Below are 14,392 nucleotides of genomic sequence, written 5' to 3' on the forward strand. Positions count from 1 at the left end.
GACGGCCTCGTCGGGGGAGCCCGCGGTCCACAGGGTGACGCGCTCCTCGTAGACGCCGAGGGGGCCGTGGCGGAAGACGCAGCGCACGGCGTACCAGGACCGCTCGACCGGTGTGAAGCGCCAGCGGTGGACCGGACGGGACACCAGGTCGGGCGCCGGGTCGGGGAGTTCGGGGAGCGCGGCGTCGTACTCCGCGTCCCACCACGTGATGACGAGGACCCGGTCCTGCGGGGCGCGGAAGGTCTCGCGGCGCAGGGGGCGCTCCGCGAGCAGCCGGCCCTCGGCCCAGGCGAGCAGGTCGGCGCCCCGCCCCCGGACCGCCCGGGCCTCCCACATCAGTGCGACCGTCATGAGTAGAGGTTGTCCTTGGCGGCCTCGTGCACATGGTCGTGGTCGTGAGCCCGGCCGTTGTCGTGAGCGTGGTCCCGGCTGTGCCCGGGGGCGGGGACGTGCGGGTCCGTCACCGGCAGGGAGGAGTCCGCCGAGAGGTCCCAGCCGGACGCCGCGCGGCCCCGGGCGACCATCTCCGCGCCCAGGGCGGCGACCATCGCGCCGTTGTCCGTGCACAGCTTGGGGCGGGGCACCCGCAGCCGGATGCCCCCTTTCTCGCAGCGCTCCTGGGCCAGGGCCCGCAGCCGCGAGTTGGCGGCGACCCCGCCGCCGATCATGAGGTGGTCGACGCCCTCGTCCTTGCAGGCCCGGACGGCCTTGCGGGTCAGGACGTCCACGACCGCCTCCTGGAAGGAGGCCGCCACGTCCCGCACCGGCACCTCCTCGCCGGCCGCCCGCTTCGCCTCGATCCAGCGGGCGACGGCGGTCTTCAGCCCGGAGAAGGAGAAGTCGTACGCGGGATCGCGCGGACCGGTCAGACCGCGCGGGAACGCGATGGCGCCGGGGTCGCCCTCACGGGCGTAGCGGTCGATGACCGGCCCGCCGGGGAAGCCCAGGTTCAGCACGCGCGCGATCTTGTCGAAGGCCTCGCCCGCCGCGTCGTCGATGGTGGCGCCCATCGGACGGACGTCGGAGGTGATGTCGGAGGACAGCAGCAGGGAGGAGTGGCCGCCGGAGACCAGCAGCGCCATCGTCGGCTCGGGCAGCGGGCCGTGCTCCAGCTGGTCGACGCAGATGTGGGAGGCGAGGTGGTTGACGCCGTAGAGGGGCTTGCCGAGGGCGTAGGCGTACGTCTTCGCCGCCGAGACCCCGACCAGCAGCGCGCCGGCCAGGCCGGGCCCGGCGGTGACGGCGATGCCGTCGAGGTCCTTCGCGCTGACGCCCGCCTCCTTCAGCGCCCGGTCGATGGTGGGGACCATCGCCTCCAGATGGGCGCGGGAGGCCACCTCGGGGACGACCCCGCCGAAGCGGGCGTGCTCGTCGACGCTGGAGGCGATGGCGTCGGCCAGCAGGGTGGTGCCCCGGACGATGCCGACGCCGGTCTCGTCGCAGGAGGTCTCGATGCCGAGGACGAGGGGTTCGTCAGCCATGGGTGTCGGTTCCTTGGTCGTCTTCTTCGTGGCGCGGGGACGCCGCTTCTTGGCGCAGGGAGGCCGCCGGGTCGGTCAGGCGCATGACCAGGGCGTCCACGTTGCCGGGCTGGTAGTAGCCGCGCCGGAAGCCGATCGCCTCGAAGCCGAAGCGTTCGTACAGCTTCTGCGCCCGGACGTTGTCGACCCGGCACTCCAGCATCACCTCGGCGCAGTCGAAGGCGGTCGCCGCCTTCAGCAGCTCGGTGAGCAGCCGGCTGCCGAGGCCGGTGCCCCACTGCTCGCGGGCGACGGCGATCGTCTGGACGTCGGCGCCCCGGGCGGAGCCCGTGTCGCCCTCCGTGCCGGCGGAGGCGAGCCCGGCATACCCGACGACCCGTCCGTCCTGTTCGGCGACGAGATAGCGGCGGGTCGCCTCGGCCCCCCGGGCGTGCGCCAGCTCGGACCAGAACATGCCCCTCGACCAGGCGTCCTCGGGGAAGAGGTCCTTCTCCAGTTCCAGCACGGGATCGATGTCCCACCAGCGCATCTCGCGCAGGCGCGCAGTCACGGCCTCGGTCACTTGGGGGTGACCACCTTGTAGTTCTTGGGGACCTGGGCGTCCGGCCGACGCAGGTACAGCGGGCGCGGGGCGGGCAGGTCCGCGCCGGCCGCCAGCCGTTCGGCGGCCAGGGAGGCCAGGGCCGCCGCCGAGACGTGCTCGGGCTCGTGTACGTGGGGGAAGGTGTCCGGGTACAGCAGCGCGCCCGCGCCGACGGCCGGCAGCCCGGCGACCCGGTCGGCGATGTCGGCGGGCCGGTCCACGGCGGGTTCCGTGACCCGGGTGCGGGAGTCGTCGTAGCGCGCCCAGTAGACCTCCTTGCGCCGGGCGTCGGTCGCCACGACGAAGGGTCCTTCGAGGTCGGAGGCGTACGCGAGGCCGTCGAGGGTGCACAGCCCGTGCACCGGGACGCCGAGCGCGAGGCCGAAGGTGTCGGCGGTCATCAGCCCGACGCGCAGGCCGGTGTAGGGGCCGGGGCCGACCCCGACGACGATCGCCGTGACGGCGTCCAGGGCGCGCCCCGCCTCGGCGAGCAGTCGGTCGACGGCCGGCAGCAGCAGCTCGCCGTGCCGGCGGGAGTCCACCTGACTGGAGGAGGCGATGACGTCCGTGCCGTCGTGGAGCGCGACGGTGACGGCGGGGGTGGCGGTATCCAGAGCGAGCAAGAGCACGCAAACAGCCTACGGCTCCCGGGCGCCTGTGTCGGATGTCCGGGCGGAGCCCGTGACGGCTGCTACGGTCACCAGGAAACAGGACATAAGACAATTTTTCTTTTCATGGGGTGATCGCCGGTGGCAGTCCGCAGCTCGACCCTGGTCGCCGGGCTCACGGCGGCGGCCGTGGCGACGGTCGGGTTCCTCGCCTACCAGGCCTCCGCGAACGTACCCCCGGGGCTCGCCGCGTCCGAGGCGGCCACCCCCGCCGCCGCCCGCAAGGCGCCGCGCGACCGGGCGCACCCCGCCGCGCTGCCCGGGAACTCGGGCACGGGCCGGCGGGTCGTGTACTCGCTGGACGACGACCGGGTGTGGCTGGTCGGCATGGCGGGCAACGTCGAACGCACCTTCCACGTCACCCCGGGCCGGGTCGACCCGCCGCCCGGCCGCTACGCGGTGACCTCCCGCTCGGGCCGTGTCACCGGCACCGACGGCACCCCGGTGGAGCACGTCGTCCGCTTCGCCACGGTGGACGACGTGGTCATCGGCTTCAGCGCGGCGGTGAAGTCCTTCGTCCCGGCGCCGGACGCGACGGTGCGCACGGGCGGGATCCGGCAGACCCGGCCGGACGGGGACGCGATGTGGGACTTCGCGACGATCGGGCAGCGGGTCGTCGTGATCCGGTGACGCCGACCGCGAACCGGCTGAAGGTTTCCGACAACCGGTCGGCAAAATGTTGCGTACGGCGTGTTGTGCGTGGTCACATGGTATCCCAGGGCTGGTTAGGTGAACCTAACCAGCCCCTGTCCCCGGGAGGCGCCATGCCGGCCGACGAGCCCCAGACCACCGACGCCCGGCCGCCCCGGCTGTTCACACTCGCCGGGGTGTCCATGCGCGAGCTGCTCACGTCGTGCGCCGCGGCCGAGGCCGTCTCGACACCCCCGCGCCTACCGGACCCGACCACCACGGGAAAGCCGGCCGCGCACCCCCGGGCGGCGTAGGACACACGTCCGCCTCAGGCCGCGAGCACACTCAGATCGGTGCTCGCCCAGCGGGCGCCGAGTCCGGCGACGGTCACGTGGCGCACCTCGTCCGTGGTGTCGCCGACGGCCCGGTGGATGCGGACCTGGAGGCGTTCGTCGGTCAGCTCCTCGACCTTGCCCTCGCCCCACTCCACGACGATCACGGACTCGGGCAGGGACACGTCGAGGTCGAGGTCCTCCATCTCGTCGAGCCCGCCGCCGAGGCGGTAGGCGTCGACGTGGACGAGGGGCGGACCGTCCCCGAGGGAGGGGTGGACGCGGGCGATCACGAACGTCGGCGAGGTCACGGCCCCGCGCACCCCGAGCCCCTCCCCCAGCCCCCGGGTGAGAGTCGTCTTGCCCGCGCCCAGCTCCCCGCTGAGCATCGCGAGATCACCGGCCCGCAGCAGCTTGGCCAGGCGGCGGCCCAGCTCCCGCATCTGTTCGGGGGAGGTGACGGTCAGCTCGATCTCAGCCGGGTTGTGCGGTGCCGCTGGTGCTTCCATAGCCCCCCACGGTAGCCCCTGCCGGGACGGCACCCGCGCGGGTGAGGAGGTCGGCGAGGCGGTCGGTGACCACTTCCGGGTGTTCCAGCATCACGAGGTGCCCGGCGTCCGGGACGAGCACGAGTTCGGCCTCGGGCAGCAGATCGGCGATCGCCTCACTGTGCTCGCTGGGCGTGACGAGGTCCCCGATGCCCGCCAGCACGAGCACCGGCATGCCGGTGAACAGCCCGAGCGCCTCGGTCTTGTCGTGCTCGGTGAAGGCCGGGTAGAACTCGGCGACGACATCGATCGGCGTCCCCTCGATCATCCGCTCGGCGAACCGGGCGACGGCCGGATCGACGTCCTTCGAGGCGAACGAGTACCGCTTGATGATCCCCGCGAACAGATCGGCGGTGGCCCGCCGCCCCTTCTCCACCAGCGCGGCCTGCTGCCCGAGCGCCTTGAGCACCCCGGGGAGCACCCGCCGTACCGCGTTGACCCCGGCCACCGGCAGCCCGAAGTTGACCTCGCCGAGCCGGCCGGAGGAGGTACCCACGAAGGCGGTGGCGACCACCCGCTCGCTCACGAACTCCGGGTACTGCGCGGCCAGCGCCATCACGGTCATCCCGCCCATGGAGTGCCCGACCAGCACGATCGGCCCCTCCGGTACGGCCGCGTCGATCACGGCCCGCAGGTCCCGCCCGAGCTGGTCGATGGTGAGCGGTACGCCGTCGCGGAGCTGGTCCGCCCCGCGCGCGGACCGGCCGTGGCTGCGCTGGTCCCAGTGCACGGTCCGGACGACCCCGCGCAGCGCCGCCCGCTGGAAGTGCCAGGAGTCCTGCGTGAGGCAGTAGCCGTGGCTGAAGACGACCGTGACCGGAAGGGGCGCCTTGCGCCCGAACAGCCGGCGCCGCCGCCCCGCGGGCCCGCCCTGCGGCTCGACGTCGTCGACCTCGTAGTACAGCTCGGTGCCGTCGTCCGCGATCGCCCTGCCTGGGGTGCCGCGCAGTCCCCCGTACGGCCCCGCCGAGTCCAGGGCGAGCCGGGCCTTGGCCCGTATCCCGCGGCCCACGGTCATCCGCTCGATGGCGACCCCGGCCGCGGCGCCCGCGGCGATCACGCCTATCGCGGCGCCGGCGATACCGGTCGCCCGGCGCCAGCCCCCGGCCGCCCCCGTGGCGGAGACGACGGCGACGGCCGCCGAGGCGGCGTCCGCCACTGCCTCCGCACTGCTCTCGCTCACGTACCGCTCCTCCAGTCCACAAGGTGCTCGTCCACAAGGTGCTTACACGGTGCTCGTCCACAGCGTGCCCCGCAGCCTGTGTCACGGCTGTCGGAGCTGCCGAAGCAATGTCCTACCCGCGGGTTACCCGCTTCGTCACTCGTTCACATAGACGCGCGGAACGCGTGCTCCGATGCGCGTGACGATTTCGTACCCGATGGTTCCGGCCGCCTGCGCCCAGTCCTCGGCGGTGGGCTCCCCGCGGTCGCCCGGCCCGAACAGCACGGCCTGCGCGCCCACGCCCGGCTCGTCCCCGCCGAGGTCGACGACGAACTGGTCCATGGCGATCCGCCCGGCGACCGTGCGCCACTTGCCGGCCACGAGGACGGGTCCGGTGCCGGAGGCGTGCCGGGGGATGCCGTCGGCGTAGCCCAGCGGCACCAGCCCGAGGGTGGTCGCGCCGGGGGTCACGTAGTGGTGCCCGTAACTGACGCCGTGTCCGCCCGGCACCTGCTTGACCAGCGCCAGCGAGGCGGCCAGCGTCATCACCGGGCGCAGCCCGAGGTCGGCGGCGGAGCCGAGCTGGGGGCTGGGCGACAGGCCGTACATCGCGACGCCCGGCCGGACCAGGTCGAAGTGGCTCTCGGGGACGGTGAGGGTGGCGGGCGAGTTGGCGATGTGCCGCACCTCGGGCCGTACGCCCCGTGCCTCGGCGTGGGCGACCATCTCCCGGAACAGCGCGAGCTGGGCCGGGACGGACGGGTGACCGGGCTCGTCGGCGCAGGCGAAGTGCGACCACAGCCCGGTGATCCGCAGCAGCCCGCCCGCCTCGGCCTCCAGCGCGGCGGCGACGAGCCGTTCCCAGTCCTCGCCCGGCTGGCATCCGTTGCGGCCGAGCCCGGTGTCGGCCTTGAGCTGCACCCGCGCGGGCCTGCCCGCGGCGTGCGCGGCGAGCACGACCTCCTCCAGGGCCCACAACCCGCTCACGGACACGTCGAGGTCGGCCTCGACGGCCTCCCGCCAGGGCCCTCCGGGCGTCCAGAGCCAGCACATGATCCTGACGTCGGCCGGCAGCTCCCCGGACCGGCGCAGGGCGAGCGCCTCCTCGGGGGTCGCGGTCCCCACCCACCCGGCGCCCGCCTCCACGGCTGCGCGGGCGCAGGCGAGGGCGCCGTGCCCGTACCCGTCGGCCTTGACCACCGCCATGAACGCGGCCCCCGGCGCCTTGGCGCGCAGGGTGCGCACATTGGCCCGCAGCGCGCCCAGGTCTATCTCGGCACGGGCGCGCGGCGGGGCGGAAGGGGTCACGGCGTTCTCACTCATCGCCGCCCAGTGTCTCAGAGGCCCCGCGGAGCTCCGGAGTGCCGGGCCGCAGCGACCCCGTCCGCCTTTCGCCGCCGTACGTCTCGGACGTCCCACGAGGCCGCGCCCATCACGTCCGCCGGGCACGCCCGCCACCCCGTACGGGCGCACCCCGCGCCGGGGCCTGGGCGTCCGCCACGTCCCGCACCCCGTACTGGCGCGCCCCGCGTCGGGGCCTGTGCGGATACGCCGCGACACCGGCCGTGCCTCCGCGCCGCCATCCCCGCCGCCAGGTGCCTCCACGCCGCCACCCCCGCCGCCAGGTGCCGTTCAACGCCCTCTAACACCCCGCCACGCACCTGGAATCCCGTTTGCCGCGTCCCGCACCCCTCAGGTGGCGCACCCCCGCGCCGGGAGCCCGTGCGGAAACGCCGCGACACCGGCCGTGGCCCACCCCCGCCGCCAGGTACCTTTCACGACCCCCATGCCGCACCTCCCGCCACACGCCCGCCGACCGCAGGTCCGCTCAGCGCCCCCCGTCCCGCACATCACGCCACGCGCCCGGGATCGCCTCCGCCACGTCATGCGCCCCCACCGGCGCGCCCCGCGCCGCCAGCCGGCCCGCGAGTCCGTGCAGATACGCCGCGACACTGCCCGCGTCCAGCGCCGACAACCCCGCCGCCAGCAACGACCCGGCGAGCCCCGACAGCACGTCCCCGCTCCCGGCGGTGGCCAGCCAGGGTGTGCCCGTCGCGTTCACCCGCACCGGTCCGCCGCCCGGGGCCGCGGGGCCCGCGACCAGGGTGGTCGACCCCTTCAGCAGCACGGTCGCCGCGTACCGCCCGGCCAGTTCCCGTACGGCAGCCAGCCGGGCCCCCTCGACCTCCTCCCGGGTCACCCCCAGCAGCGCGGCGGCCTCTCCCGCGTGCGGGGTCATCAGGGTCGGCGCGCCGCGCCCCCGTACCGCCTCGCGTTCCGCGAGCCGCAGCCCGTCCGCGTCCAGCAGCACCGGTACCTCGGTCGCCAGCACCTCGGCGACGGTCGCGGCGTCCTCCCCGGCGCCCGGCCCGACCACCCACGCCTGGACCCGCCCGGCCTTCTGCGGCCCCCGGTCCGACACCAGCGTCTCGGGGAACCGCGCGAGCACGGCCTCCCCGGCGGGCCCGACGTACCGTACGGCCCCCGCGCCGCCCCGCAGCGCCCCGGCGACGGCCAGCACGGCGGCCCCGGGGTAGCGCGCGGACCCGGCGGCGATGCCCACCACGCCCCGCCGGTACTTGTCGCTCGCGCCGCCGGGTTCGGGCAGCAGCGCGGCGACGTCCGTGTGCTGGAGCGCCTCCAGTTCGGCCGCCGCCGGCAGGACGTCCCCGAGCCCGATGTCGACGAGGCGCACCACGCCCGCGTGCTCCCGCGCGGGGTCGATCAGCAGGCCGGGCTTGTGCGTCCCGAACGTGACGGTCACATCGGCCCGTACGGCGGACCCGCGCACCTCTCCGCTGTCCGCCTCCACCCCGCTGGGCAGATCGACGGCGACGACGACGGCCCCCGACCGCTCGGCGGCCTCGACCAGCGCCGCCGCGTCGGGCCGCAACCCGCCCTTGCCGCCGATCCCGACGATCCCGTCCACGACCAGGTCGGCCCGCCGGACGACCTGGTCGGCCGCCTCCACCCCGACCACGGCACCCCCGGCCCGCCGCAGCGCGGCGAGGCCCCCGGCGTGCACCCGGTCGGGCGCGAGCAGCACCGCGCTCACCCCGGCGCCCCGCCGGGCCAGCCGCGCTCCGGCGTACAGGGCGTCACCGCCGTTGTCCCCGCTGCCCACCAGCAGCACGACCCGCCGTCCGTACACCCGCCCGAGCGCCTGCGCGCAGGCGACGGCGAGTCCGGCGGCGGCCCGCTGCATCAGCGCCCCTTCGGGCAGCCGCCCCATCAGCTCCCGCTCGGCGCTCCGGACCGTGTCCACAGAGAAGGCAGTACGCATGCCGCAAGTCTCACATCAACCTCCTTGGGCGTCGCGTCCGTTGCCGCTCACCGCTCCGACCGCGGCTCGGCTGCGTCGTCGGCCGGAGCGCTGTCATCGGGGGCTGTCCCGGTGTGCGCGAAGAGGATGTCGCGGGCCTGCTCGGCGGCGCGGACCATGCTCTCGCCGACGAAGTCGACGAAGCGGGCGACGTTCTCCAGCCGCACGGCGGCCGGCGTGTCGGGGCCGAGGACGCCGACGCCCCGGCGCGCGGTCTCGGCGAGCTGGGTGTGGGACCGGGCGCTGGCGATCATCCCCTGGTACCAGACGTCGGTGTCGACGACGTAGCGCTCACGGCGGCCTTCCCCGCGCTCGCGGCGGATGAGGCCCATGTTCTCCAGGAGCGCGACCGCCTTGGAGACGGACGCCGGACTGACCTGGAGCCGCTGGACGAGTTCGGACGCCGTGAGGCTGCCCTCGTCGGTGGTGTAGACGCAGGCCAGCACCCCGGACGCCATCCGGGGCAGGCCCTGCTGCATGAAGAGCGTGGTGAACGCCTCCTCGTACGCCCGTACGGCCTCGGCGTCCCGCCCGTGGGGCAGCGCGGGCCTGTCGGCGTGCCGGGGGGTGCTGCGCCTGCGGCGGTGGGCGCGGTGTTCGGTGGCGCGGTGGGCGAGGTCGGCGCGGTAGCCGGTGGGGCCGCCGTTGCGCAGGACCTCGCGTGTGACGGTCGAGGTCGGGCGGTCCAGGCGTCGGGCGATCTCCGCGTAGGCGAGGCCGTCGGCCAGTCCCAGCGCGATCTGCTGGCGTTCCTGCTGGGTGAGTCGGCCTCCCGGCATCGCGGCCTCCTTCGTGGTCCGTGGGTGTCCGAAGCCTAGCCTTCACTTCCCATCCATTGCAACGAACCGAGTGGAGTCGTTGCGTTAGATCCAGAAGCGTTGCAACGATTTACTAGCTTCTACCAGCAATGATTGAGATTAAGAGCAACGAGTTTGTTGCCGGATTCATGAACGCAACGTAGCTTTCCATCATCGGAAACACCATGGACGACGAAGCCAAGGAGCACACCATGCAGAAGTTCGACACCCCCGCCCCGGTCTCCGCGATCCTCGACATCCCCGCCGGCCGCATCCAGTTCATCGCCGCCGACCGCGCCGACACCACCGTCGACGTCCGGCCCGCGGACGCCTCCGAGAACCGCGACGTGAAGGCGGCGAAGGAGATCGAGGTCGCCTACGCCGAAGGGGTGCTGTGGGTCGAGGCCCCGGCGGCGAAGAACCGGCTCCTCGGCAACACCGGAGCCGTCGAGGTGACCGTCCAGCTGCCCGCCGGCTCCCGCGTCGACGGCAAGGCCGCCGCCGCCGAACTCCGGGTGGTGGGACGCCTCGGCGACATCGCCTTCGAGGGCGCCTACCGGCAGGTCAAGATCGACGAGGCCGCGAGCGTCCGCCTCGCCGCGACCGACGGGGACATCGAGATCGGCCGGCTGGGCGGCCCCGCGGAGATCAGCACCGCACGCGGCGACATCCGGATCGCCGAGGCAGTGAGCGGCTCGGTCGTCCTCGGCACCCAGTCGGGCGACATCTCGGTGACCGCGGCCGCCGGAGTCTCGGCCGTCCTGGACGCCGGCACCGGATACGGCCGTATCAGCAACACCCTCAAGAACGACGGCACCGCCGCACTCGACATCCGCGCCACCACCTCCCACGGCGACATCACCGCCGCCGGCCGCTGATCCGCAGACGAGTACACAGGGGGCACCTCTCATGACCGACCTGGCCATCGCGGCGAGCGGGCTGCGCAAGTCCTACGGCGACAAGACCGTCCTCGACGGCATCGACCTGCACGTGCCCGCCGGCACGATCTTCGCCCTGCTCGGCCCGAACGGGGCCGGCAAGACGACCGCTGTCAAGATCCTCTCCACGCTGGTCCGCGCCGACGCGGGCGAGACCCGTGTCGGCGGCCACGACCTCGCCACCGACCCGCAGGCGGTACGCGCAGCGATCGGGGTCACCGGGCAGTTCTCCGCGGTCGACGGCCTGATCACCGGCGAGGAGAACATGCTCCTCATGGCGGACCTGCACCACCTGCCCCGCAGCGAGGGCCGACGGGTCGCCGCCGCCCTGCTGGAACACTTCGACCTCGCGGAGGCGGCGAGGAAACCCGCCTCGACCTACTCCGGCGGCATGAAGCGCCGCCTCGACCTCGCCATGACCCTGGTCGGCAGCCCCCGGATCATCTTCCTCGACGAACCCACCACCGGCCTCGACCCCCGCTCCCGCCACACCATGTGGCAGATCATCCGCGAACTCGTCTCCGACGGCGTCACCGTCCTCCTCACCACCCAGTACCTGGAAGAGGCCGATCAGCTCGCCGACCGCATCGCCGTCCTCCACGAGGGGAAGATCGCCGCCGAAGGCACCGCCGAGGAACTCAAACGACTCATCCCCGGCGGCCACGTCCGGCTCCGCTTCACCGACCCCACCGCCTACCAGCGCGCCACCGCCGAGCTGCGCGAGGTCACCCGCGACGACGAGGCGCTGGCCCTGCAGATCCCCAGCGACGGCAGCCAGCACGCCCTGCGCTCCCTCCTCGACCGGCTGGACTCCGCCGGCATCCAGGCCGACGAACTCACCGTGCACACCCCCGACCTCGACGACGTCTTCTTCGCCCTCACCGGCCCAGCCCAGGTCCCCGCCCAGCCCAAGGAGAGCACCCGATGAGCGCCCTGTCCCTGGCCGTCCGCGACTCCTCCACCATGCTGCGCCGCAACCTCCTGCACGCCCGGCGCTACCCGTCCCTGACCCTGAACCTGCTGCTCACCCCGGTCATGCTCCTGCTGCTCTTCGTCTACATCTTCGGCGACGTGATGAGCGCGGGCATCGGCGGCAGCGACCGCTCCGACTACATCGCCTACATCGTCCCGGGCATCCTGCTGATGACCATCGGAGGCACCGTCGTCGGGACGGCGGTGTCCGTCTCCACCGATATGAACGAGGGCATCATCGCCCGCTTCCGCACCATGGCCATCCACCGCGGCTCCGTGCTCGTCGGGCACGTCGTGGGCAGCGTGCTCCAGTGCATCGCCAGCGTGGTCCTCGTCGGCGCCGTCGGCGTGGCCATCGGCTTCCGCTCCACCGACGCCACCGCCCTGGAGTGGCTCGCGGCCTTCGGACTGCTCGCCCTGTTCTCCCTGGCCCTCACCTGGATCGCGGTCGGCATGGGCCTGGCCAGCCCGAACCCCGAGGCCGCCGCCAACAGCGCACAGCCGCTGATCCTCCTGCCGCTCATCTCCAGCGCCTTCATCCCGGCCGACACGATGCCCGGTTGGTTCCAGCCGATCGCCGAGTACCAGCCGTTCACCCCGGCCATCGAGACCCTGCGCGGCCTGCTGCTCGGCACCGGCATCGGCAACAACGGCTGGATCGCGCTCGCCTGGTGCGTCGGCCTGACCGCGCTCGGCTACCGCTGGTCGACCACGCAGTTCCACCGCGACCCGAATTGACCGCGTGCCGCCCGAAGCGACCGCCATGGCGAAGGACCGCCCTGGCGGTCCGCCGCGCTCCCCCATCCCCCGCGCCCTCCGCTCCACCCCTCCGCTCTGCCCTCCGCTCCACCCCTCCGCTCTACCCCTCCGCGATCACCACGGCCGAAGCCACCCCGGCGTCATGGCTCAACGACACATGCCACCCCCGCACCCCCAGCTCCGCCGCCCGGGCCGCCACGCTCCCCCGCACCCGCAGCCGCGGCTGCCCGCTCTCCTCCACGAACACCTCGGCGTCCGTCCACAGCAGCCCCGGCGGCGCCCCCAGCGCCTTGGCCAACGCCTCCTTCGCCGCGAACCGCGCCGCCAGCGAGGCGACCCCCCGCCGCTCCCCACTCGGCAGCAGCAACTCGCTCTCGACGAAAAGCCGCTGCGCGAGCGCCGGCGTCCGCTCCAGCGACGCCGCGAACCGTTCGATCTCGGCCACGTCGATACCGACCCCGATGATGCTCATGCCGAGCACTCTAAGACGTCATTTCTAGCGGTAGGCGCCCTGGCCGACAGGGCGGACGAGAATCTCGTTGACGTCGACAGTGGCGGGTTGAGTGACGGCATAGAGCACCGCGCGGGCGACGTCGCCGGGTTCGAGTTTCGGGTCGTGGGCGCGTTCGGGCGGGATGCCGCCGGTGTCGACCAGGCCGGGCTGGACGAGGGTGACCCGGACACCGGTGCCGACGCACTCGGCGCGGATGTTCTGGGCAAGGCCGTTGACCGCCCATTTCGTGGCGGAGTACAGGTTGCCCGGGCGTACCCCCCGCCCGGCGGCCGACCCGGTGAACACCAGGTGACCGCCGGAGGCGACCAGGGCGGGCAGGGTGGCACGTGCCGTCAGGGCGGGGCCGTAGACGTTGGCGAGGACCATGTCCCGCCACTGGTCGGGCGGTGCGCCGTCGGCGCCGAGGAAGCTCGTGACCACACTGGAGCCGGCGTTGGCGAAGGCAACGTCCAGTCGGCCCCAGGTGTCCTGGACCTGGCGGACGATTCCGCTGATCTGGTCCCATTCGGTGACATCGCAGGCGACCGGCAGGACTCGGTCGGGGCCGCCCAGCTGGGCGGCAAGTTCGGCCACGGAGTGGTGAGTCCGCGCGGCCAGCACCACGCGGTACCCGGAGCCGACGGCCAGCCGGGCGGTGGCGGCTCCGATACCGCGGGACGCTCCGGTGATCAGGAAGACGGGATCGTTCATGGAGGCCAGATTAGCCATTACGAACGCAAGAGGTCTAGACCACTGTGCTAAGTTTTGCCACGAGCCAGCGAAGGAGAACATCCGTGGACTTCAGTGACGACTTCGGGGCCGCGATGCGCGCCCATCTCCGCATGATCGAGGAACACAACACCGCAGCCCTGGACGACGTTGCGGCGCGGCTGCTCGACGTGGCGCGCGCAGATCGGATCGTGCACACCACCGCGGCGGGCCACAGTGTGGCTGCGGTCCTGGAGACCTTCTACCGCGCCGGAGGACTGAGCTGCGTGCGCCCCTTGTTCCATCCGGCGCTGCTACCGCTGAACGGCGCCCAGGCGAGTACGGAGTTGGAACGAGTCAGCGGGCTGGCGGCGACCTTGGTCGCCCAGGCGGGCGTCCAGCCGGGCGATCTCGCCGTCGTCTTCTCGAACTCGGGCGTGAACGCGTTCCCGGTCGAAGCGGCCCACGAACTCAAGCAGCGCGGCGCCTACGTCGTCGCAGTTTCCTCACGCCTGCACATGGCACAGGCACCCGCACGATCCTTCGCCAAGCTCGATGACGTAGCGGACACGGTGCTCGACACCGTCATCCCGCCTGGTGACGCGGTCGTGCCCACACCGAGCGGAGCGACCGCATCGATCTCCACCATCTGCTCCGCCTACCTGTGGGACCTGCTACTGGCCCGTCTGGCCCGGCTCTCTGCAACCCAGCAGGTGCCCCTGCCTCTTTGGCGCAGCTCCAATCTTCCCGACGGCGACGCGGTCAACCAGCGATACCTCGACTACTACCGGGCAGCCATCCCGATGCTGTGAGCCGTTCAAGCGTCTCGACTCGCGGGTGATCGCGTTGAGGTCCGTCACTGGATTCGTCTGCGGGACGCCGTCACCCCCGACAGCCCCAAGCACGGTGGCAGTTGGTTCCAACTGCAGCCTGAGGTGGCCACGAAGATGATGGCAGCCAGCACCTCGCGGTCTCCTCGCCGCCGGTGTCCTCCACCTG

The 14,392-nt window shown here is 73.1% G+C and carries 16 protein-coding genes and 2 pseudogenes; 6 read left to right on the forward strand and 12 right to left on the reverse strand.

Features of this window, described 5'->3' with window-relative positions; all coding sequences use genetic code 11:
* Positions 1-102: 102 nt before the first annotated feature.
* The 4 genes and pseudogenes from AQJ58_RS44365 to tsaB form a co-directional block, all read right to left on the reverse strand.
* A pseudogene (locus AQJ58_RS44365) lies at positions 103-351 on the reverse strand (hypothetical protein); the annotation flags it as partial.
* Complete coding sequence (gene tsaD, locus AQJ58_RS13070; RefSeq protein ID WP_067249110.1) at positions 348-1,481, reverse strand: tRNA (adenosine(37)-N6)-threonylcarbamoyltransferase complex transferase subunit TsaD; 1,134 nt, start codon at positions 1,479-1,481, stop codon at positions 348-350. The pseudogene AQJ58_RS44365 and the gene tsaD, both read right to left, overlap by 4 nt.
* On the reverse strand, positions 1,474-2,043 hold the full coding sequence (gene rimI / locus AQJ58_RS13075; protein ID WP_234360035.1) for a ribosomal protein S18-alanine N-acetyltransferase: 570 nt from the start codon (positions 2,041-2,043) through the stop codon (positions 1,474-1,476). The genes tsaD and rimI overlap by 8 nt, the downstream gene beginning before the upstream one ends.
* Positions 2,040-2,693: a tRNA (adenosine(37)-N6)-threonylcarbamoyltransferase complex dimerization subunit type 1 TsaB gene (gene tsaB, locus AQJ58_RS13080; RefSeq protein ID WP_067249112.1), complete on the reverse strand. Its 654-nt coding sequence runs from the start codon at positions 2,691-2,693 to the stop codon at positions 2,040-2,042. Before tsaB ends, rimI begins: the two co-directional genes overlap by 4 nt.
* Positions 2,694-2,813: 120 nt before the next feature.
* Here tsaB and AQJ58_RS13085 point away from each other — a divergent pair, with 120 nt between their 5' ends.
* Positions 2,814-3,362 carry a hypothetical protein gene (locus AQJ58_RS13085; RefSeq protein WP_067249114.1) on the forward strand — a complete coding sequence of 183 codons (549 nt, stop codon included), beginning with the start codon at positions 2,814-2,816 and terminating at the stop codon, positions 3,360-3,362.
* Between the two features lie 134 nt (positions 3,363-3,496).
* Complete coding sequence (locus tag AQJ58_RS13090; protein ID WP_067249116.1) at positions 3,497-3,676, forward strand: hypothetical protein; 180 nt, start codon at positions 3,497-3,499, stop codon at positions 3,674-3,676.
* Between the two features lie 14 nt (positions 3,677-3,690).
* On the opposite strand, the gene tsaE is transcribed toward AQJ58_RS13090, so the two are convergent.
* The 5 genes from tsaE to AQJ58_RS13115 form a co-directional block, all read right to left on the reverse strand.
* On the reverse strand, positions 3,691-4,203 hold the full coding sequence (gene tsaE / locus AQJ58_RS13095) for a tRNA (adenosine(37)-N6)-threonylcarbamoyltransferase complex ATPase subunit type 1 TsaE (RefSeq protein WP_067249122.1): 513 nt from the start codon (positions 4,201-4,203) through the stop codon (positions 3,691-3,693).
* Entirely contained in the window at positions 4,169-5,425 is a 1,257-nt protein-coding gene (locus tag AQJ58_RS13100; protein WP_067249128.1) for an alpha/beta fold hydrolase, read from the reverse strand. The genes tsaE and AQJ58_RS13100 overlap by 35 nt, the downstream gene beginning before the upstream one ends.
* 135 nt (positions 5,426-5,560) lie before the next feature.
* Positions 5,561-6,727 (reverse strand): alanine racemase, encoded by a 1,167-nt coding sequence (alr, locus tag AQJ58_RS13105; RefSeq protein WP_067249131.1) that lies wholly within the window; start codon positions 6,725-6,727, stop codon positions 5,561-5,563.
* A gap of 505 nt (positions 6,728-7,232) precedes the next feature.
* The gene (locus tag AQJ58_RS13110; protein ID WP_067249133.1) at positions 7,233-8,687 is read right to left on the reverse strand and encodes a bifunctional ADP-dependent NAD(P)H-hydrate dehydratase/NAD(P)H-hydrate epimerase; all 1,455 of its coding nucleotides are present in this window, start codon (positions 8,685-8,687) and stop codon (positions 7,233-7,235) included.
* Positions 8,688-8,734: 47 nt separating this feature from the next.
* The gene (locus tag AQJ58_RS13115; RefSeq protein ID WP_067249143.1) at positions 8,735-9,505 is read right to left on the reverse strand and encodes a MarR family transcriptional regulator; all 771 of its coding nucleotides are present in this window, start codon (positions 9,503-9,505) and stop codon (positions 8,735-8,737) included.
* Positions 9,506-9,735: 230 nt separating this feature from the next.
* On the opposite strand from AQJ58_RS13115, the gene AQJ58_RS13120 reads away from it, so the two are divergent.
* The 3 genes from AQJ58_RS13120 to AQJ58_RS13130 are packed head-to-tail and all read left to right on the forward strand — an operon-like array spanning position 9,736 to position 12,171.
* Positions 9,736-10,401: a DUF4097 family beta strand repeat-containing protein gene (locus AQJ58_RS13120; RefSeq protein WP_067249742.1), complete on the forward strand. Its 666-nt coding sequence runs from the start codon at positions 9,736-9,738 to the stop codon at positions 10,399-10,401.
* Positions 10,402-10,432: 31 nt separating this feature from the next.
* On the forward strand, positions 10,433-11,389 hold the full coding sequence (locus AQJ58_RS13125) for an ATP-binding cassette domain-containing protein (protein WP_067249144.1): 957 nt from the start codon (positions 10,433-10,435) through the stop codon (positions 11,387-11,389).
* Positions 11,386-12,171, forward strand: coding sequence for an ABC transporter permease (locus AQJ58_RS13130; RefSeq protein ID WP_067249146.1), 786 nt, complete (start codon positions 11,386-11,388; stop codon positions 12,169-12,171). Before AQJ58_RS13125 ends, AQJ58_RS13130 begins: the two co-directional genes overlap by 4 nt.
* Positions 12,172-12,292: 121 nt before the next feature.
* On the opposite strand, the gene AQJ58_RS13135 is transcribed toward AQJ58_RS13130, so the two are convergent.
* Together AQJ58_RS13135 and AQJ58_RS13140 are read right to left on the reverse strand one after the other, a co-directional pair.
* On the reverse strand, positions 12,293-12,664 hold the full coding sequence (locus AQJ58_RS13135) for a holo-ACP synthase (RefSeq protein ID WP_067249744.1): 372 nt from the start codon (positions 12,662-12,664) through the stop codon (positions 12,293-12,295).
* A gap of 24 nt (positions 12,665-12,688) precedes the next feature.
* A complete protein-coding gene (locus AQJ58_RS13140; RefSeq protein ID WP_067249148.1) occupies positions 12,689-13,396 on the reverse strand; it encodes an SDR family oxidoreductase in 708 nt (235 codons plus the stop codon).
* Positions 13,397-13,479: 83 nt separating this feature from the next.
* On the opposite strand from AQJ58_RS13140, the gene AQJ58_RS13145 reads away from it, so the two are divergent.
* Positions 13,480-14,205 carry a sugar isomerase domain-containing protein gene (locus tag AQJ58_RS13145; RefSeq protein WP_199844575.1) on the forward strand — a complete coding sequence of 242 codons (726 nt, stop codon included), beginning with the start codon at positions 13,480-13,482 and terminating at the stop codon, positions 14,203-14,205.
* Positions 14,206-14,261: 56 nt separating this feature from the next.
* On the opposite strand, the pseudogene AQJ58_RS40685 reads toward AQJ58_RS13145, so the two are convergent.
* A pseudogene (locus AQJ58_RS40685) lies at positions 14,262-14,390 on the reverse strand (transposase); the annotation flags it as partial.
* Between the last annotated feature and the right edge of the window lie 2 nt (positions 14,391-14,392).

The organism is Streptomyces sp. DSM 15324 (assembly GCF_001514285.1).
Lineage (GTDB): Bacteria > Actinomycetota > Actinomycetes > Streptomycetales > Streptomycetaceae > Streptomyces.

Coding starts and splice junctions, on each gene's coding strand:
- tsaE (WP_067249122.1), bottom strand. CDS start 4,203: ATGGAAGCACCAGCGGCACCGCACAACCCGGCTGAGATCGAGCTGACC.
- tsaD (WP_067249110.1), bottom strand. CDS start 1,481: ATGGCTGACGAACCCCTCGTCCTCGGCATCGAGACCTCCTGCGACGAG.
- AQJ58_RS13135 (WP_067249744.1), bottom strand. CDS start 12,664: ATGAGCATCATCGGGGTCGGTATCGACGTGGCCGAGATCGAACGGTTC.
- AQJ58_RS13110 (WP_067249133.1), bottom strand. CDS start 8,687: ATGCGTACTGCCTTCTCTGTGGACACGGTCCGGAGCGCCGAGCGGGAG.
- AQJ58_RS13120 (WP_067249742.1), top strand. CDS start 9,736: ATGCAGAAGTTCGACACCCCCGCCCCGGTCTCCGCGATCCTCGACATC.
- AQJ58_RS13125 (WP_067249144.1), top strand. CDS start 10,433: ATGACCGACCTGGCCATCGCGGCGAGCGGGCTGCGCAAGTCCTACGGC.
- AQJ58_RS13140 (WP_067249148.1), bottom strand. CDS start 13,396: ATGAACGATCCCGTCTTCCTGATCACCGGAGCGTCCCGCGGTATCGGA.
- alr (WP_067249131.1), bottom strand. CDS start 6,727: ATGAGTGAGAACGCCGTGACCCCTTCCGCCCCGCCGCGCGCCCGTGCC.
- AQJ58_RS13130 (WP_067249146.1), top strand. CDS start 11,386: ATGAGCGCCCTGTCCCTGGCCGTCCGCGACTCCTCCACCATGCTGCGC.
- AQJ58_RS13115 (WP_067249143.1), bottom strand. CDS start 9,505: ATGCCGGGAGGCCGACTCACCCAGCAGGAACGCCAGCAGATCGCGCTG.
- AQJ58_RS13090 (WP_067249116.1), top strand. CDS start 3,497: ATGCCGGCCGACGAGCCCCAGACCACCGACGCCCGGCCGCCCCGGCTG.